The organism is Pseudomonas sp. AM4(2022) (assembly GCF_036346515.1).
GTDB lineage: Bacteria > Pseudomonadota > Gammaproteobacteria > Pseudomonadales > Pseudomonadaceae > Aquipseudomonas > Aquipseudomonas paracarnis.
The window spans coordinates 117,580-135,127 of the sequence record NZ_JAOTNW010000007.1; the positions used below are offsets into that span (position 1 = coordinate 117,580).

Here is a 17,548-nt window from a genome sequence, read left to right on the forward strand (position 1 = left end):
ATCGTTGACGATCTTCGCGAGCAAGCTCGCTCCTACAGGTTTACCGCTATCAGGCCATTTCAGCCGTGGTTTCGAACTCGAAGGTCAGCTCGCCGTCCTTCAGGTCGATGTGCACCACCCCACCATGGTCGGAGAGTTCGCCGAACAGGATCTCTTCGGCCAGCGGCCGCTTGATCTTGTCCTGGATCAGACGCGCCATTGGGCGAGCACCCATTGCCGCATCGTAGCCGCCCTCTGCGATCCAACTGCGGGCCGCTTCCGTCACATCCAGCTGCACGCGCTTGTCTTCCAACTGCGCTTGAAGCTCGGTGAGGAACTTGTCCACCACGCTTTTGATAACCTCATGACTGAGGCGACCAAACTGGATAATGGTGTCCAGGCGGTTACGGAACTCCGGCGTGAAGCTCTTCTTGATCACTTCCATGGCATCGGAGGAGTGATCCTGATGCGTAAAGCCGATCGAAGCCCGCGCCGCGGTTTCAGCACCGGCGTTGGTGGTCATGATCACGATCACGTTGCGGAAGTCCGCCTTGCGCCCGTTGTTGTCGGTCAGGGTCCCGTGATCCATGACCTGCAACAGCAGGTTGAAGACTTCCGGATGAGCCTTTTCGATTTCATCGAGCAACAATACGCAATGTGGCTGCTTGGTGATCGCCTCGGTCAACAGGCCGCCCTGGTCGAAGCCGACATAGCCCGGAGGCGCACCGATCAAGCGCGACACAGTGTGGCGCTCCATGTACTCGGACATGTCGAAACGGACCAGTTCGATACCCATGGCCTTGGCCAACTGGCGAGCTGCCTCGGTCTTGCCGACGCCGGTCGGGCCTGCGAACAGGAACGAACCGACTGGCTTGTCCGGCGACTTGAGGCCAGCACGGGACAACTTGATCGCAGTGGACAGCGAGTCGATAGCCGCATCCTGACCAAACACGGTGAGTTTGAGGTCGCGCTCCAGGTTACGCAGCAGCTCCTTGTCGGAACTGGTGACGTGTTTTGGCGGAATCCGCGCGATTTTGGCCACGATGTCCTCGACCTGAGGCACGTCGATGCGCTTCACACGCTTCTCGACCGGCTGCAGGCGCTGGTAGGCACCCGCTTCGTCGACCACGTCGATGGCCTTGTCGGGCATATGCCGATCATTGATGTAGCGCGACGCCAGCTCAGCCGCCGCACGCAAGGCCTCATCGGTGTACTCGATGCCATGGTGCGCTTCAAAACGCCCCTTGAGCCCGCGCAGGATACCAATGGTGTCTTCAACCGACGGCTCGGACACGTCGACTTTCTGGAAGCGACGCGCCAGGGCACGGTCTTTTTCGAAGATGCCGCGAAATTCCTGGAACGTGGTCGAACCGATGCAGCGGATATCACCCGAGGAAAGCAGTGGCTTGAGCAGGTTGGAAGCGTCCATCACCCCACCGGAAGCCGCACCGGCACCAATGATGGTGTGGATCTCGTCGATGAACAGGATGGCCTGCGGACGTTTTTTCAGCTCGCCGAGCAACGCCTTGAAGCGCTTCTCGAAATCACCACGGTACTTGGTCCCGGCGAGCAATGCGCCCAGGTCAAGGGAGTAGACGACACTGCTGGCCAGCAGGTCTGGCACCTGGTTGTCGACAATGCGCTTGGCCAGGCCTTCGGCAATCGCGGTTTTACCCACGCCCGCCTCGCCCACCAGCAACGGATTGTTCTTGCGACGACGCGCAAGAATCTGCGCTACGCGCTCGACCTCGCTCTCACGCCCGACCAGCGGATCGATCCGCCCCTGGCGCGCCATTTCATTGAGGTTGCTGGCATAGGCATCCAGCGGGTTGCTGGAAGAAGACGACTCACCACCCTCCTCGTCCTGCATATCCTGCTCACCCTCGGAATGATCGCCATGCCCAGGCACCTTGGAGATACCGTGGGCGATGTAATTGACCACATCAATACGGGCAACGCTCTGCTGCTTGAGCAGGAACACGGCCTGGCTTTCCTGTTCGCTGAAAATTGCCACAAGCACGTTCGCGCCTGTGACCTCACGCTTACCGGAGCTCTGTACGTGGAACACAGCACGCTGCAATACCCGCTGGAAGCCCAGGGTTGGCTGGGTTTCGCGGTCCTCGTCATGCACGGGGATCAGTGGCGTGGTGGAGTCGATAAACTCCTGCAGGTCATGCTTGAGCTTGTCGAGGTTGGCGCCGCACGCACGTAGAACGGTGGCGGCAGCTTCGTTATCCAAAAGTGCCAGCAAAAGGTGTTCGACGGTCATGAATTCATGACGCTTCGAACGAGCCTCCTTGAAGGCAAGATTGAGGGTGACTTCGAGCTCGCGGTTTAACATAGCTTCACCTCATACCCAAGTGGTCGGCGTTAACCGTCCTTCTCGATTTCACAGAGTAGCGGATGCTGGCTTTCCCTGGCGTACTGGTTGACCTGCATGGCCTTTGTCTCGGCGATGTCGCGGGTAAACACTCCACATACTGCCCGTCCTTCTGTGTGAACGGCCAGCATTACCTTGGTCGCCAACTCGCGGTTCAGGTTGAAAAACACCTCGAGCACTTCGACGACGAAATCCATCGGTGTGTAGTCATCATTAAACAAAACCACCTTGTACATCGGCGGCGCCTGTAAAGCAGGCTTCGCCTCCTGAACAGCAATGCCTGCAGAACCGTCGTCGTCATGTTCCTGATCCGGGCGATCCTGATTGAATGTTAGTCGAATCTGGCTGTTTGCATGCATGGGAAAGAAAGGTTCGTCAGTGGTTCAATTACAGTGGTGGGGGCGAGCTGTCAGAATTTCAACTCTGACCGACTGGTCGCCTTGACTATCGGCAAATCGGTGTTACAACCAATAGAGCCCACAGTGGGTAAAAAAGGTCCGCGCAGTCAACCTTATTTATTCGGGTTAGGACGGATAGACAGGATGATACTCCAGTGATGGAGTCTGGTGCAGAGGGATAAGGGAATGGCTAGTGGTACGGTCAAATGGTTCAACAATGCCAAGGGTTACGGCTTCATTAATGAAGACGGCAAAAAAGAAGACCTTTTTGCGCATTACTCAGCGATCCAGGTGGATGGGTACAAAACGCTGAAGGCGGGTCAACCGGTATCCTTTGAGATTACCCAAGGCCCAAAGGGCTTGCATGCGGAGAAGATCGAAGTAATCGCCACTACGCCTGCCACAGAAAAGGTTGCGGCGCCCGGTCAAAAATCAAGACAAGAAAAGCAACAGGCCTGACCAGCCACCGAGCACAGCATTGAAAGCAGATCGGCTGCCCCGAATCATCAGGGCAGCCGGTTTTATTTGCCTGTTTACATATGTTTGATCAACGCATCACCAAAGCCCGACGACGACACCAGCGTAGCGCCATCCATCAGACGCTCGAAGTCATAGGTCACGGTCTTGGCCGAAATCGCGCCGTTGGTGCCCTTGATGATCAGATCCGCCGCCTCGACCCAGCCCATATGCCGCAGCATCATTTCCGCCGAAAGAATCAATGAACCCGGGTTGACCTGATCCTTGCCCGCATACTTGGGCGCAGTACCGTGAGTGGCTTCGAACATCGCCACAGTGTCCGACAGGTTGGCCCCCGGCGCGATACCAATACCACCGACCTCCGCCGCCAAGGCATCAGACAGGTAGTCGCCATTAAGGTTGAGGGTCGCGATCACGTCATATTCAGCCGGGCGCAGCAGGATCTGCTGGAGCATGGCGTCGGCAATGGCATCCTTGACCACTACATTCTTGCCGGTCTTGGGGTTCTTGAACTGCATCCACGGCCCGCCATCGAGCAAGGTCGCACCGAACTCTTCAGCCGCCACCTCATAGGCCCACTCCTTGAAGGCACCCTCGGTGAACTTCATGATGTTGCCTTTGTGCACGATGGTCAGCGAGTCGCGATCATTATCCACCACATACTGCAGAGCCTTGCGCGCCAGGCGCTTGGTGCCCTCTTTGGAGACCGGCTTGACGCCAATCCCGCAATCCTGGTCGAAACGGATCTTGGTAACGCCCATTTCTTCCTTGAGGAACTTGATCACCTTGATCGCTTCCGGCGAACCAGCCTTCCACTCGATGCCCGCGTAAATATCCTCGGAGTTCTCACGGAAGATGGTCATGTCCACGTCGCCAGGCTTTTTCACCGGGCTGGGCACGCCTTCGAACCAGCGCACCGGGCGCAGGCACACATACAGGTCGAGCTGCTGACGCAGCGCTACGTTCAACGAACGGATACCGCCACCCACCGGCGTTGTCAGCGGGCCCTTGATGGACACCACGTAATCCTTGACCGCATCCAGGGTTTCCTGAGGCAGCCAGGTGTCTTGGTCGTAGACTTGAGTGGCCTTTTCGCCAGCGTACACCTCCATCCAGGAGATTTTGCGCTTGCCGCCGTAAGCCTTTTCAACAGCGGCGTCGACCACCTTGATCATCACCGGGCTGATGTCGACGCCAATACCGTCACCTTCAATGTAGGGGATGATCGGTTGGTCAGGAACATTGAGAGAATGGTCTGCATTGACGGTGATTTTGTCGCCGACTGCCGGAACCTGAATCTTCTTGTATCCCATGCTGAACTCCATCTATGGATTGAACATCTGGCTGCGTTCGAGCCTACTCCAGATAAATGGCGACTGAAACCTCACGCCATGCTCATTTGCATCGAAAACAGCACATTTGGTGGCCTACAAGCCTGAAAGCAAAGGGAAAAGCGCCAATCTTGAGCACATCCCACCGCCCTGCGCACCTGCGACCTTTAGACCAATGGACGAGCCTCCTTTTTCATGAAGGCTCAGCGTAAGCATAGCGACCTATGTATAATGCCGCCGCTGACCAAAGAGTCACGACGGCGGACCGCTCTAGAACGTAGCCTTTCGCCAGAAAGCCGGACTATTACCATAGCCCACCCGCTTGACGCTCGACTGATGCAAACCAACATCACCGCGAAGAAACCTCGACATTTCGCTCATGGATGACTTTGAACGAACGCGCTCTACCCGGCGCATCTCGAGTTTCTGCGCACGCTTTCAGCAAAGAAGAGAGTTAATCCGAATATGCCCACCCGCTCGAAGATCATCTACACCTTCACCGACGAAGCCCCAGCCCTCGCCACCTATTCACTGCTGCCTATCGTAGAGGCCTTCACCGCTTCCGCTGATATTGCCGTGGAAACCCGCGACATTTCCCTCGCCGGGCGCATCCTCGCAAGCTTCCCCGAGCAACTGGGCACCAAGGCCATCCCGGACCACCTCGCCGAACTGGGCGACCTGGCCGTTACGCCTGAAGCCAACATCATCAAGCTTCCCAACATCAGCGCCTCGACCCCGCAGCTGCAAGCCGCGATCAAGGAGCTGCAGGCCCAGGGCTACGCCCTGCCGGACTACCCTGAAACCGTAACCACCGACGCGGAAAAAGAAACCCGTGCACGTTACGACAAGGTCAAGGGCAGCGCCGTGAACCCGGTACTGCGCGAAGGCAACTCCGACCGTCGCGCACCGCTGTCGGTCAAGAACTACGCACGCAAGCACCCGCACAAAATGGGCGCCTGGGCGGCCGACTCCAAGTCGCACATTGCCCACATGAACAACGGCGACTTCTACGGCAGCGAAAAAGCCGTGCAGATCGAAACCGCTGACGCTGTCAAAATTGCGCTGGTTGCAAAGGACGGCACCACCACCGTCCTGAAGGAAAAGACCAGCGTTCAGGCCGGCGAAATCATCGACACCGCCGTGCTGAGCAAGAAAGCGCTGCGCAGCTTCATCGCCGCTGAAATCGAAGACGCCAAGAAGCAAGGCGTGCTGCTGTCGGTTCACTTGAAAGCCACCATGATGAAGGTCTCCGACCCGATCATGTTCGGCCAGATTGTTGCCGAGTTCTATAAAGATGCATTGGCCAAGCACGCGACCGTGCTGGAGCAGATCGGCTTCAACCTGAACAACGGCATCGGCGACCTGTACGCCCGCATCAAGGCCCTGCCGGCCGACCAGCAAGCGCAGATCGAAGCCGACATCCAGGCGGTCTACGCCGTTCGCCCTGCCCTGGCGATGGTCAACTCCGACAAAGGCATCACCAACCTGCACGTGCCGAGCGACGTCATCGTCGACGCCTCGATGCCAGCGATGATCCGTGACTCCGGCAAGATGTGGGGCACCGACGGCCAGCTGCACGACACCAAGGCTGTGATCCCGGATCGCTGCTACGCCACCATCTACCAGGCGGTCATCGAAGACTGCAAGGCCAATGGCGCCTTCGACCCCACCACCATGGGCAGCGTGCCAAACGTTGGCCTGATGGCGAAGAAAGCCGAAGAGTACGGCTCCCACGACAAGACCTTCCAGATCAAGGCTGACGGCGTTGTCCGCGTCACCGACAGCCAGGGCAACCTGCTGATGGAACAGAACGTCGAAGCTGGCGACATCTTCCGTATGTGCCAGACCAAAGACGCACCGATTCAGGACTGGGTCAAGCTCGCCGTCAACCGTGCCCGCGCCAGCAACACCCCGGCCATCTTCTGGCTGGACCCTAAGCGTGCCCACGATGGTGTAGTCGTCGAGAAAGTTCAGGCTTACCTGAAAGACCACAACACCGAAGGCCTGGACATCCGCATCATGGCCCCGGTCGATGCGATGAAGTTCACCCTGGAGCGCACCCGCAAGGGCCTGGACACCATCTCGGTGACCGGTAACGTGTTGCGCGACTACCTGACCGACCTGTTCCCGATCATGGAACTGGGCACCAGCGCCAAGATGCTGTCGATCGTGCCGCTGATGAACGGTGGCGGCCTGTTCGAAACCGGCGCTGGCGGCTCGGCTCCAAAGCACGTGCAGCAACTGCTGGAAGAAAACTTCCTGCGCTGGGATTCCCTGGGCGAGTTCCTGGCCCTGGCCGCGTCCCTCGAGCATTTGGGTGTGACGTACAACAACCCGAAAGCCCTGGTACTGTCCAAGACCCTGGACCAGGCCACCGGCCAGTTCCTGGACAACAACAAGTCGCCATCGCGCAAAGTCGGCAACATCGACAACCGCGGCAGCCACTTCTACCTGGCGCTGTACTGGGCACAAGCCCTGGCCGCCCAGACTGAAGACACTGCACTGCAAGCGCAGTTTGGCGAATTGGCCAAAACCCTGGCCGAGAACGAAGCAACCATCGTTGCCGAACTCAACGCCGTACAGGGCAAGCCAGTGGACATCGGCGGCTACTACGCGCCGAACCCAGAGCTGACCAGCAAGGCCATGCGCCCAAGCAACACCCTCAATGCGGCGATTGCCAAGTTGAAGTAAGGTTGTAAGGATGCAAAGAAGCCCCGGCCAAGTGCCGGGGTTTCTGTTTGTCGGGACTTCGTTGAAGAAACCCAATCAAATGTGGGAGCTGGCTTGCCTGCGATTGCAGTCTGTAGGAGCGAGCTTGCTCGCGAAAAACTCAAAGGCGCCGCGTTCATTCAGCAAGCACGCGTTATCGTTGACGTTTTTCGCGAGCAAGCTCGCTCCTACAAAAAAGCCTTAATTGACTGGCATTAAGGCAAGCCAGCTCCCACATTGAACGTGCCACCTTCCAGATACCGAGGTTTGCAATGACCTGGCTCCCCCACATCACCGTCGCCACCATCGTCGAAGACAACGGCAAGTTCCTGATGGTCGAAGAACTCAAGGGCGGCCGCGCCGTGCTCAACCAGCCCGCCGGCCATCTGGACCCGAACGAAACCCTGACCGAAGCCGCCGTGCGCGAGACGCTGGAAGAAACCGGTTGGGACGTGCAAGCCACCGGCATCGTCGGCATCTACCTGTACACCGCACCGAGCAATGGCGTGACCTACCAACGGGTCTGCTTTATCGCCACGGCGTTGAAACACCACCCGGATTATCAACTCGACGAAGGCATCCTGCGCGCCCGCTGGTTGACCCGTGACGAGCTGATGGCCGTGCGCGACGACTGGCGCAGCGAGCTGATTATCCGCTGCATCGATGATTATCTGGCCGGCCAGCGCCACAGTCTCGAATTGATCCGCCCTTCTCTTTAGCCTTGCGGGCCCAGGCCTGCTAGAATCGCGTCCTTTTTCAAGACACCCGTTGAAACCCTATGCGTGATCCAGCCCCTTCTGACACACAAAAGAAGCGCGTCATCGTCGGCATGTCCGGCGGCGTGGACTCTTCCGTTTCCGCCGTTCTGCTCATGGAGCAGGGTTATGAGGTGGAAGGCCTGTTCATGAAGAACTGGGAAGAAGACGATGGAACGGAATACTGCACCGCCATGGACGACCTGGCGGACGCCCAGGCCGTGTGCGACAAGATCGGCATCAAGCTGCACACCGCCAACTTCGCCGCCGAGTACTGGGACAACGTGTTCGAGCACTTCCTGGCCGAATACAAGGCCGGCCGCACGCCGAACCCGGACATCCTGTGTAACCGCGAAATCAAGTTCAAGGCCTTCCTCGACTACGCCATGATGCTCGGCGCCGACCTGATTGCCACTGGCCACTACGTACGCCGTCGCGACGTCGACAACCGCACCGAACTGCTTAAAGGCCTGGACCCGAACAAGGACCAGAGTTACTTCCTGCACGCCGTCGGTGGTGAACAGATCGCCAAGACCCTGTTCCCGGTCGGCGAGCTGGAAAAGCCCGAAGTGCGCAAGATTGCCGAGAAACACGGCCTGGCCACCGCCAAGAAGAAAGACTCCACCGGTATCTGCTTTATCGGCGAGCGGCGCTTCAGCGATTTCCTCAAGCAATACCTGCCGGCGCAACCGGGCGAGATCAAAACCACCGAGGGTGAAGTGATCGGCCGCCACCACGGCCTGATGTACCACACCATCGGCCAGCGCCAGGGCCTGGGCATCGGCGGCTTGAAAGACGCAAGTGAGGAGCCGTGGTACGTGCTGGTCAAGGACCTGGAAAACAACGTGCTGGTGGTCGGCCAAGGCAATGAGCACCCGCTGCTGTTCTCCGGCGCCCTGCTCGCTTCCGAAATCTATTGGGTCAACCCGATCGACCTGAGCACCCCGCGCCGCCTGACCGCCAAAGTGCGTTATCGCCAGAGCGACCAGCCCTGCACCCTGGAAAAGACCGCCACCGGTTACCGCGCCACCTTCGATGACCCGCAACGCGCGGTCACCCCTGGCCAGTCCGTGGTGTTCTATGACGGCGAAATCTGCCTGGGCGGCGGCGTGATTGAAGTCGCGCAAGCCTGGAGCAACCCGGCATGAGCCCGACCCAGGAGCAATTGACGGCGCTTGGCGGTGTCTTTCTCGCTGCGGTACTGGTGGACAAGATCGCCAAGACCGGCCAGGTCACTGAAGCCGGCCTGACCTGCATGCTCGGCAGCCTGCTGATCCGTGACCCGAAGGACACCCTTGAGGTTTACGGCGGCGACGACCTGGCCCTGCGTGAAGGCTATCGCGCCCTGGTCGGCGCCCTGGAGCGCGACCCCAGCACCTTGCAGCGCGAACCGTTGCGCTATGCCCTGTCGATGCTTGGCCTTGAGCGCCAATTGGCCAAGCGTGACGACCTGCTGGACACCATCGGCAAGCGCCTGCCGCAGATCCAGTCCCAGGTAGAACACTTCGGCCCGGCCCACGAAAACGTGATCGCCGCCTGTGGTGCGCTGTACCAGGACACCTTGAGTACCCTGCGCCAGCGTATCCAGGTGCACGGCGACATGCGCAACCTGCAACAACCCAACAACGCGTCGAAAATCCGCGCCCTGCTCCTGGCCGGTATTCGTTCGGCACGCTTGTGGCGCCAACTGGGCGGTCATCGCTGGCAGCTGGTGATCAGCCGGCGCAAATTGCTCAAAGAGCTTTACCCGTTGATGCGCAACGAATAAGTCGCATCAGCAGGCCATTTTCAAGCCGTTACGCGTAATACGCCGGTCAGTTGGCAACGGACCGGCGGATTTTTTCATGTATGATACGCGCCCCATTTCGTTGCCCGACTGTCCGAGAACACCCCATGCAGCTCTCTTCGCTCACTGCGGTTTCCCCTGTTGACGGCCGCTACGCCGGCAAAACCCAGGCCCTGCGCCCTATTTTCAGCGAATACGGTTTGATCCGTGCGCGTGTACTGGTTGAAGTGCGCTGGCTCCAGCGCCTGGCCGCTCACCCTGCCATTGGCGAAGTGCCGGCGTTTTCCGCCGAGGCCAACGCTGTATTGAACACCCTGGCGGAAAACTTCTCCCTGGAGCACGCCGAGCGTGTGAAAGAGATCGAGCGCACCACCAACCACGACGTCAAAGCCATCGAGTACCTGCTCAAAGAGCAAGCGGCCAAGCTGCCGGAACTGGCCCAAGTCAGCGAATTCATCCACTTTGCCTGCACCAGCGAGGACATCAACAACCTGTCCCACGCCCTGATGCTGCGCGAAGGCCGTGATGACGTGATGCTGCCGCTGATGCGCCAGACCGCCAACGCTATCCGTGAACTGGCGATCCGTTTCGCTGATGTGCCGATGCTGTCGCGCACCCACGGCCAGCCGGCTTCGCCGACCACCCTGGGCAAAGAGCTGGCCAACGTGGTGTACCGCCTGGAGCGCCAGATCGCTCAAGTGGCCGCCGTGCCATTGCTGGGCAAGATCAACGGCGCCGTAGGCAACTACAACGCCCACCTGTCGGCCTACCCTGAGATCGACTGGGAAGCCAACGCCCGCGCCTTCATCGAAGACGAATTGGGCCTGGGCTTCAACCCCTACACCACGCAGATCGAACCGCACGACTACATCGCCGAGCTGTTCGACGCGATTGCGCGCTTCAACACCATCCTGATCGATTTCGATCGCGATATCTGGGGCTACATCTCCCTGGGCTACTTCAAGCAGCGCACCATTGCCGGCGAAATCGGTTCTTCGACCATGCCGCACAAGGTCAACCCGATCGACTTCGAAAACTCCGAAGGCAACCTGGGTATTGCCAACGCCCTGTTCCAGCACCTGGCCAGCAAGTTGCCGATCTCTCGCTGGCAGCGCGACCTGACCGACTCCACCGTACTGCGCAACCTCGGTGTCGGCTTTGCCCACAGCGTGATCGCATACGAAGCCAGCCTCAAAGGCATCAGCAAGCTGGAGCTCAACGAGCAGAAGATTGCCGCTGACCTGGACGCGTGCTGGGAAGTACTGGCCGAGCCGATCCAGACCGTGATGCGCCGCTACAACATCGAAAACCCCTACGAGAAGCTGAAAGAATTGACGCGCGGCAAGGGCATCAGCCCCGAAGCGCTGCAAACTTTCATCGACGGCCTGGACATGCCAGCCGCGGCCAAGGCCGAGCTGAAACTGCTCACCCCGGCCAACTACATCGGCAACGCTGTAGAGCAAGCCAAGCGCATCTGATCCAAGCAAGCTCCTTTGAGACGCCCGGCCGCGCCGGGCGTTTTTATTCCTGTCTTAAAAGTGCTTTTTTTCAATAGGTTACACATGAATCCTGATATCCCTCTTCAACTTCTGGGCGGCATCACGGCACGGGAATTCCTGCGCGACTACTGGCAGAAAAAACCGCTGCTGATCCGCCAGGCCCTCCCTGACTTCGAAAGCCCGATCGATGCCGACGAACTGGCAGGCCTGGCCCTGGAAGAAGAAGTCGAGTCGCGCCTGGTGATCGAACACGGCGAGCGCCCGTGGGAACTGCGCCGCGGCCCGTTCGCCGAAGACGCTTTCAGCACCCTGCCCGAGCGTGAGTGGACCCTGCTGGTGCAGGCGGTCGACCAGTTCGTGCCGGAAGTGGCTGAACTGCTGGAGCACTTCCGCTTTCTGCCGAGCTGGCGTATCGATGATGTGATGATCAGCTTCGCCGCGCCGGGTGGCAGCGTCGGTCCGCATTTCGATAACTACGATGTGTTCCTGCTGCAAGCCCAGGGCAAGCGCAACTGGAAGATCGGCCAGATGTGCAATTCCGAAAGCCCGTTGCTGCAACACGCCGACCTGCGCATCCTCGCCGAATTCGAAGAAAGCGCCGAATGGGTGCTGGAACCGGGCGACATGCTCTACCTGCCACCGCGCCTGGCCCATTTCGGTATTGCTGAAGACGACTGCATGACCTATTCCGTGGGTTTCCGTGCACCGAGCGCCGCTGAAGTGCTGACCCACTTCACCGACTTCCTCAGCCAGTACCTGACCGACGAAGAGCGCTACACCGACGCCGACGCCCAACCCGTCAGCGACCCGCACCAGATCCAGGGCGACGCACTGGACCGCCTCAAGGGCCTGCTCGCCGAGCACATGAGCGATGAGCGCATGCTGCTGACCTGGTTCGGCCAGTTCATGACCGAGCCACGCTACCCGGAACTGGTGGCCGGCGAAGAGTTGGGCGAAGAAGACTTCGTCAACAGCCTGCAAGACGGCGCGATCCTGGTGCGCAACCCGAGCGCGCGCCTGGCCTGGTCCGAAGTGGACGACGACGTGCTGCTGTTCGCCAGCGGCCAGAGCCGTTACCTGCCGGGCAAACTGCGTGAACTGTTGAAGCTGGTGTGCTCGGCCGATGCACTGCACAGCGAAAACCTCAGCGAATGGCTGGCCGACGAAGATGGCCGCGACCTGCTGTGCGAGCTGGTCAAGCAAGGCAGTCTGGGGTTCGCGGATGAATAGAATTCACGTAAGTGTCGCGGACTGGCGAAAGGATATCGACGAGATTCGGCGCATTCGTGAAGCGGTATTCATCGCTGAACAATCGGTCCCGCCTGAATTGGAGTGGGACGCGGACGATGCCGGCGCCATGCATTTTCTTGCATACGAAGGCGACTTCCCGATTGGCACCGCTCGATTGCTGCCCAGCGGCGAGATCGGTCGGGTATCGGTGCTCAAGGACTGGCGCGGACTGAAAGTCGGCGACAAGCTGATGGAAGCGGTGATTGGCGAGGCGGTGAAACGCGGCCAAACCAGGCAATTCCTGAGTGCGCAGGTGTATGCAGCACCGTTCTATGAGCGACTGGGTTTCAAGATCGTCAGCGATGAGTTTCTTGAGGTCGGGATTCCGCATGTGGATATGGTGCGCGAGGGCTGAGCTGTCTCGTTCGCGAGCAAGCCCGCTCCCACATTTGACCGCATTCCAAAGAATGTACTCGGTCAATTGTGGGAGCTGGCTTGCCTGCGATAGCCCTATCAGCAACACCACAAAATGCCCTGCCTGCCAGGGCATTTTGCCGTCTACGATTCAACTTGCGACCCACCAGGCCGACAAACTGGCACTATCAAGCAAATGACTTGCAGAGATAACGGACATGCCCCTACGCACCCTGCTCACCGCCCTCCTGATGACCGTCAGCGCTTGCGCCATGGCCGCCACTGAAGTCGTCAACCTGAACAACCGCACCAGCGCCGACCTGCTGCCCGTGGCGCAGAACTTCATCGGCAAGGACGGCACCGTCAGCGCCTACGGCAACCAACTTATCGTTAACGCTGAGCCCGCCAAGATCGAGGGCTTGCGCGCACTGCTCGGCCAATTGGATACACCGGCCAAACGCTTACTGATCACCGTCGATACCAACGAGAACAACCAGCAGAACAGCGGCGACAGCCAGACCCGCATCATCAGCTACGGCACTGCCAGCCGCGACGGTGGCGTGCAGCAGATCCAGGCCAGCGAAGGCGTGCCCGCGCTGATCCAGGTCGGCCAGAGCGTACCGCTGACCACCACGCAACAGGACAGCTATGGCCGCCTGCAAAACCAGACCCAGTATCGCAACGTCACCCAGGGTTTTTACGTGACCGCCAGCGTCACCGGCGAGACCGTACACCTGGCCATCAGTACCAACCGTGACCGCATGAGCCAGGAACGTCCCGATGTAGTGAACGTGCAAAGCACCGACACAACCGTCAGCGGCCGCCTGGGCGAATGGATTCCCCTGGCGGGCATCAATCGTGAAACCCTGGCGGACAAATCCTCTACAACCCGCAGTTACTCTACTCAGGGCCGTGATGACCTGACTTTACGGGTCAAGGTCGACACCCTGAACTGAAGCACCGAAAACTGACTGGCAAGTCGCATTAGACTAAAGATGTAGTGCTCAAAAAAAAGCACTACAAAACATTTGACGAGCCAAAAAAGCATGGGCATGATGGCCTCGCTCCCGCTAATCAGAGGCCCTGGCAAGGGCCTTCGGATCGCCGCTCTAAGCTACCCACCTGAGCCGATTCGTGTCTGTACCGCCCACAAGGTGTGTTTGACGTTGGTTGCGACTGGAACGAAGTTGTCCCGAGGGACGGAAGCTAACCAGGTAACCCGGCTACACACTGATGGATCGTACCAAGGCCCACGACGCCCGAAGACCGTTCGCAGTTTGCCCTTACCTGCTCAATTCCCCCTTGAGCCCCATCGTTCATCCCGTCGCCTACCTCCGTCAGATTTGACTTGAACACCAAAGCTTCTGGTCAGCGAGCAACCCTACCCAGGCAACGAATGCCGGGCTGGCAAACGGATACTTCAAACAAGACGCGACGAGGTTTTTCCCCATGGCACTGACACGCGAACAGCAAATTGCAGCCCTTGAAAAAGACTGGGCTGAAAACCCACGCTGGAAAGGCGTGACCCGCGCTTATTCCGCTGCTGACGTCGTCCGCCTGCGTGGCTCGGTCCAACCTGAGCACACCTTTGCAAAACTCGGCGCCGAGAAGCTGTGGAACCTGGTCACCCAAGGTGCCAAGCCTTCTTTCCGTCCCGACAAAGATTTCGTCAACTGCATGGGCGCCCTCACTGGCGGCCAGGCAGTCCAGCAGGTAAAAGCCGGTATCCAGGCGATCTACCTGTCCGGCTGGCAAGTGGCAGCGGACAACAACTCCGCTGAATCCATGTACCCCGACCAATCGCTGTACCCGGTGGACTCGGTGCCAACCGTGGTCAAGCGCATCAATAACTCGTTCCGTCGTGCCGACCAGATCCAGTGGAAAGCCGGCAAGAATCCTGGCGATGAAGGCTACATCGACTACTTCGCGCCAATCGTGGCAGACGCCGAAGCCGGTTTCGGTGGCGTACTCAACGCCTACGAGCTGATGAAGAGCATGATCGAGGCAGGCGCTGCCGGCGTGCACTTCGAAGACCAGCTGGCTTCGGTGAAAAAATGCGGCCACATGGGCGGCAAGGTACTGGTACCGACCCAGGAAGCCGTACAGAAGCTGACCGCTGCTCGCCTGGCCGCTGACGTGGCCGGTACGCCGACCATCATCCTGGCCCGTACCGACGCCAACGCAGCAGACCTGCTGACCTCGGACTGCGACCCGTACGACCAGCCATTCGTCACCGGCGAGCGGACCCAGGAAGGCTTCTATAAAGTACGCGCCGGCCTTGACCAGGCAATCGCCCGTGGCCTGGCCTACGCGCCGTACGCCGACCTGATCTGGTGCGAAACCGCCAAGCCAGACCTGGACGAAGCGCGCCGCTTTGCCGAAGCGATCAAAAAGGAATACCCGGACCAACTGCTGTCCTACAACTGCTCGCCTTCCTTCAACTGGAAGAAGAACCTGGACGACGCGACCATCGCCAAGTTCCAGCGCGAACTGTCGGCCATGGGCTACAAGCACCAGTTCATTACCCTAGCCGGCATTCACAACATGTGGCACAGCATGTTCAACCTGGCGCATGACTACGCTCGCAACGACATGACCGCCTACGTGAAGCTGCAGGAGCAGGAATTCGCTGACGCCGCCAAAGGCTACACCTTCGTGGCGCACCAGCAGGAAGTGGGTACCGGCTACTTCGACGACATGACCACCGTGATCCAGGGCGGAACCTCGTCCGTGACCGCGCTGACCGGTTCGACCGAAGAAGAGCAGTTCCACTAAGTACCGCGTACACGGCCACTGCGGCCCCACGGAAGACCTAACCGCAGTGCCGCGCAACAATCACGCCCCGACTGGTTCGGGGCGTTTTTTTGCCTCAAAAAATGCTCATAGCCACCTGTAGGAGCGAGCTTGCTCGCGAAGGAGGTGAACGATGACGCGGGAATTCAGAATGAATGCGTCACCTGTGAGTTTTTCGCGAGCAAGCTCGCTCCTACAGAGAGCGTGCCTATAGGCTGGAATTTTGCGCAAAACATTGATCCAGAGCGGTATCCGCGCACATCCGATCGGTTAAAAGAACCGTTGCGACAACTAAGCGACACTCAAGCAAGTAACGGCAACTTCCCGCGCCACATGAGAAACACTCGCTTAAACCCCGCGCAAACAATATTCATTATCATTTGGCGCCTGAAAACTTCGTTACAGCTTAAACAAAACATATTTGATGAAAAGCCCGCTAATGCCCACACCACAAGGGCTACAGCCCCAAGAAGGTGCACTATGTGCTTATTCCACCGAATAATTTCGCCATGGGAATTTTACTTGCCCGGTGTTTAGCCATAAAATCACCGCGATTGATTGCAGTGCGACATATCGTCACTGCATCGTTACTTTTTCGAGCTCAGAGACCTTTGCTCTCTGTTAAGGATTTCCAGCATGACCGACGCGACAGGACTCATGGCCCACAACTGGGGCTTTGCCATTTTCCTCCTCGGTGTTGTAGGCCTTTGCGCCTTCATGCTCGGCGTGTCCAGCCTCCTCGGGTCAAAAGCCTGGGGCCGCAGCAAAAACGAACCGTTCGAATCCGGCATGCTGCCTACAGGTGGCGCCCGCTTGCGGCTCTCAGCCAAATTCTATCTGGTCGCGATGCTCTTCGTGATCTTCGATATCGAAGCCCTCTTTCTCTTTGCATGGTCTGTGTCCGTCCGCGAAAGCGGCTGGACCGGATTCGTCGAAGCTCTCGTTTTCATAGCAATTCTGTTGGCAGGTCTTGTCTACCTGTTCCGAGTGGGCGCCCTTGACTGGGCTCCGGAAGCTCGTCGCAAGCGGCAGGCGAAGCTGAAACAATGAGGCTTTGGCAATGCAATACAATCTCACCAGGATCGACCCGGATGCTCCTAACGAGCAGTACCCCATCGGTGAACGGGAAACCGTTTCCGACCCGTTAGAAGACCAAGTCCACAAAAACATCTACATGGGCAAGCTGGAAGACGTGCTGAGTGGCGCGGTCAACTGGGGGCGTAAAAACTCCCTGTGGCCGTACAACTTCGGCCTTTCGTGCTGCTACGTGGAAATGACCACCGCCTTCACGGCGCCCCATGACATCGCGCGCTTTGGCGCCGAAGTGATCCGGGCCTCGCCGCGCCAGGCGGATTTCATGGTTATCGCCGGTACCTGCTTCATCAAGATGGCGCCGATCATCCAGCGTCTCTATGAGCAAATGCTCGAGCCTAAATGGGTTATCTCCATGGGTTCGTGCGCCAACTCCGGTGGCATGTACGACATCTACTCGGTCGTTCAAGGGGTGGACAAGTTCCTGCCCGTGGACGTCTACGTGCCTGGCTGCCCGCCCCGTCCCGAAGCGTTCTTGCAAGGCTTGATGCTGTTGCAGGAATCGATTGGCAAGGAGCGTCGCCCACTGTCCTGGGTGGTCGGTGATCAAGGCGTTTATCGCGCCGAGATGCCGTCTCAAAAGGAACAGCGCCGCGAACAGCGAATCGCAGTCACCAACCTGCGCAGCCCCGACGAAGTCTGATCCAGCCCGCTTCTTTTATAGAACGAAAACCTGGCTTCATTCTTTACGTTGACCGAAAGCGA

Annotated in this window: 15 protein-coding genes; 12 read left to right on the plus strand and 3 right to left on the minus strand. The window is 58.8% G+C overall.

Going from position 1 to position 17,548, the window contains the following annotated elements:
- Nucleotides 1-49: 49 nt before the first annotated feature.
- Complete coding sequence (gene clpA, locus ODQ19_RS11840; protein WP_330210113.1) at nucleotides 50-2,320, minus strand: ATP-dependent Clp protease ATP-binding subunit ClpA; 2,271 nt, start codon at nucleotides 2,318-2,320, stop codon at nucleotides 50-52.
- Between the two features lie 29 nt (nucleotides 2,321-2,349).
- The gene (gene clpS, locus ODQ19_RS11845; protein ID WP_005789091.1) at nucleotides 2,350-2,718 is read right to left on the minus strand and encodes an ATP-dependent Clp protease adapter ClpS; all 369 of its coding nucleotides are present in this window, start codon (nucleotides 2,716-2,718) and stop codon (nucleotides 2,350-2,352) included.
- 225 nt (nucleotides 2,719-2,943) lie between these two features.
- On the opposite strand from clpS, the gene cspD reads away from it, so the two are divergent.
- Nucleotides 2,944-3,216: a cold shock domain-containing protein CspD gene (gene cspD / locus ODQ19_RS11850; protein ID WP_116665230.1), complete on the plus strand. Its 273-nt coding sequence runs from the start codon at nucleotides 2,944-2,946 to the stop codon at nucleotides 3,214-3,216.
- A gap of 74 nt (nucleotides 3,217-3,290) precedes the next feature.
- Here cspD and icd read toward each other — a convergent pair whose 3' ends face one another.
- On the minus strand, nucleotides 3,291-4,547 hold the full coding sequence (icd, locus tag ODQ19_RS11855) for an NADP-dependent isocitrate dehydrogenase (protein WP_005789095.1): 1,257 nt from the start codon (nucleotides 4,545-4,547) through the stop codon (nucleotides 3,291-3,293).
- Between the two features lie 483 nt (nucleotides 4,548-5,030).
- Here icd and ODQ19_RS11860 point away from each other — a divergent pair, with 483 nt between their 5' ends.
- The 11 genes from ODQ19_RS11860 (at nucleotide 5,031) to ODQ19_RS11910 (ending at nucleotide 17,486) form a co-directional block, all read left to right on the plus strand.
- On the plus strand, nucleotides 5,031-7,256 hold the full coding sequence (locus ODQ19_RS11860) for an NADP-dependent isocitrate dehydrogenase (RefSeq protein ID WP_116665229.1): 2,226 nt from the start codon (nucleotides 5,031-5,033) through the stop codon (nucleotides 7,254-7,256).
- Nucleotides 7,257-7,546: 290 nt separating this feature from the next.
- On the plus strand, nucleotides 7,547-7,993 hold the full coding sequence (locus tag ODQ19_RS11865; RefSeq protein WP_116665228.1) for an NUDIX hydrolase: 447 nt from the start codon (nucleotides 7,547-7,549) through the stop codon (nucleotides 7,991-7,993).
- 59 nt (nucleotides 7,994-8,052) lie between these two features.
- Nucleotides 8,053-9,177, plus strand: coding sequence for a tRNA 2-thiouridine(34) synthase MnmA (gene mnmA, locus ODQ19_RS11870; protein WP_330210114.1), 1,125 nt, complete (start codon nucleotides 8,053-8,055; stop codon nucleotides 9,175-9,177).
- On the plus strand, nucleotides 9,174-9,797 hold the full coding sequence (hflD, locus tag ODQ19_RS11875) for a high frequency lysogenization protein HflD (protein WP_116665227.1): 624 nt from the start codon (nucleotides 9,174-9,176) through the stop codon (nucleotides 9,795-9,797). The genes mnmA and hflD overlap by 4 nt, the downstream gene beginning before the upstream one ends.
- A gap of 125 nt (nucleotides 9,798-9,922) precedes the next feature.
- Entirely contained in the window at nucleotides 9,923-11,293 is a 1,371-nt protein-coding gene (gene purB / locus ODQ19_RS11880) for an adenylosuccinate lyase (protein WP_116665226.1), read from the plus strand.
- 84 nt (nucleotides 11,294-11,377) lie between these two features.
- On the plus strand, nucleotides 11,378-12,544 hold the full coding sequence (locus ODQ19_RS11885) for a ribosomal protein uL16 3-hydroxylase (protein ID WP_330210115.1): 1,167 nt from the start codon (nucleotides 11,378-11,380) through the stop codon (nucleotides 12,542-12,544).
- A complete protein-coding gene (locus tag ODQ19_RS11890; RefSeq protein WP_057710354.1) occupies nucleotides 12,537-12,959 on the plus strand; it encodes a GNAT family N-acetyltransferase in 423 nt (140 codons plus the stop codon). Before ODQ19_RS11885 ends, ODQ19_RS11890 begins: the two co-directional genes overlap by 8 nt.
- 217 nt (nucleotides 12,960-13,176) lie before the next feature.
- Nucleotides 13,177-13,914 carry a secretin N-terminal domain-containing protein gene (locus tag ODQ19_RS11895; RefSeq protein WP_330210116.1) on the plus strand — a complete coding sequence of 246 codons (738 nt, stop codon included), beginning with the start codon at nucleotides 13,177-13,179 and terminating at the stop codon, nucleotides 13,912-13,914.
- 493 nt (nucleotides 13,915-14,407) lie between these two features.
- Nucleotides 14,408-15,733 carry an isocitrate lyase gene (aceA, locus tag ODQ19_RS11900; protein WP_003174717.1) on the plus strand — a complete coding sequence of 442 codons (1,326 nt, stop codon included), beginning with the start codon at nucleotides 14,408-14,410 and terminating at the stop codon, nucleotides 15,731-15,733.
- 654 nt (nucleotides 15,734-16,387) lie between these two features.
- Complete coding sequence (locus ODQ19_RS11905) at nucleotides 16,388-16,801, plus strand: NADH-quinone oxidoreductase subunit A (protein WP_003192109.1); 414 nt, start codon at nucleotides 16,388-16,390, stop codon at nucleotides 16,799-16,801.
- Between the two features lie 10 nt (nucleotides 16,802-16,811).
- Nucleotides 16,812-17,486 carry a NuoB/complex I 20 kDa subunit family protein gene (locus ODQ19_RS11910; RefSeq protein WP_003174719.1) on the plus strand — a complete coding sequence of 225 codons (675 nt, stop codon included), beginning with the start codon at nucleotides 16,812-16,814 and terminating at the stop codon, nucleotides 17,484-17,486.
- Nucleotides 17,487-17,548 lie beyond the last annotated feature (62 nt).

Coding starts and splice junctions, on each gene's coding strand:
- mnmA (WP_330210114.1), top strand. CDS start 8,053: ATGCGTGATCCAGCCCCTTCTGACACACAAAAGAAGCGCGTCATCGTC.
- ODQ19_RS11895 (WP_330210116.1), top strand. CDS start 13,177: ATGCCCCTACGCACCCTGCTCACCGCCCTCCTGATGACCGTCAGCGCT.
- ODQ19_RS11890 (WP_057710354.1), top strand. CDS start 12,537: ATGAATAGAATTCACGTAAGTGTCGCGGACTGGCGAAAGGATATCGAC.
- purB (WP_116665226.1), top strand. CDS start 9,923: ATGCAGCTCTCTTCGCTCACTGCGGTTTCCCCTGTTGACGGCCGCTAC.
- cspD (WP_116665230.1), top strand. CDS start 2,944: ATGGCTAGTGGTACGGTCAAATGGTTCAACAATGCCAAGGGTTACGGC.
- ODQ19_RS11860 (WP_116665229.1), top strand. CDS start 5,031: ATGCCCACCCGCTCGAAGATCATCTACACCTTCACCGACGAAGCCCCA.
- icd (WP_005789095.1), bottom strand. CDS start 4,547: ATGGGATACAAGAAGATTCAGGTTCCGGCAGTCGGCGACAAAATCACC.
- ODQ19_RS11905 (WP_003192109.1), top strand. CDS start 16,388: ATGACCGACGCGACAGGACTCATGGCCCACAACTGGGGCTTTGCCATT.
- clpA (WP_330210113.1), bottom strand. CDS start 2,320: ATGTTAAACCGCGAGCTCGAAGTCACCCTCAATCTTGCCTTCAAGGAG.
- ODQ19_RS11910 (WP_003174719.1), top strand. CDS start 16,812: ATGCAATACAATCTCACCAGGATCGACCCGGATGCTCCTAACGAGCAG.
- ODQ19_RS11885 (WP_330210115.1), top strand. CDS start 11,378: ATGAATCCTGATATCCCTCTTCAACTTCTGGGCGGCATCACGGCACGG.
- hflD (WP_116665227.1), top strand. CDS start 9,174: ATGAGCCCGACCCAGGAGCAATTGACGGCGCTTGGCGGTGTCTTTCTC.
- clpS (WP_005789091.1), bottom strand. CDS start 2,718: ATGCATGCAAACAGCCAGATTCGACTAACATTCAATCAGGATCGCCCG.
- ODQ19_RS11865 (WP_116665228.1), top strand. CDS start 7,547: ATGACCTGGCTCCCCCACATCACCGTCGCCACCATCGTCGAAGACAAC.
- aceA (WP_003174717.1), top strand. CDS start 14,408: ATGGCACTGACACGCGAACAGCAAATTGCAGCCCTTGAAAAAGACTGG.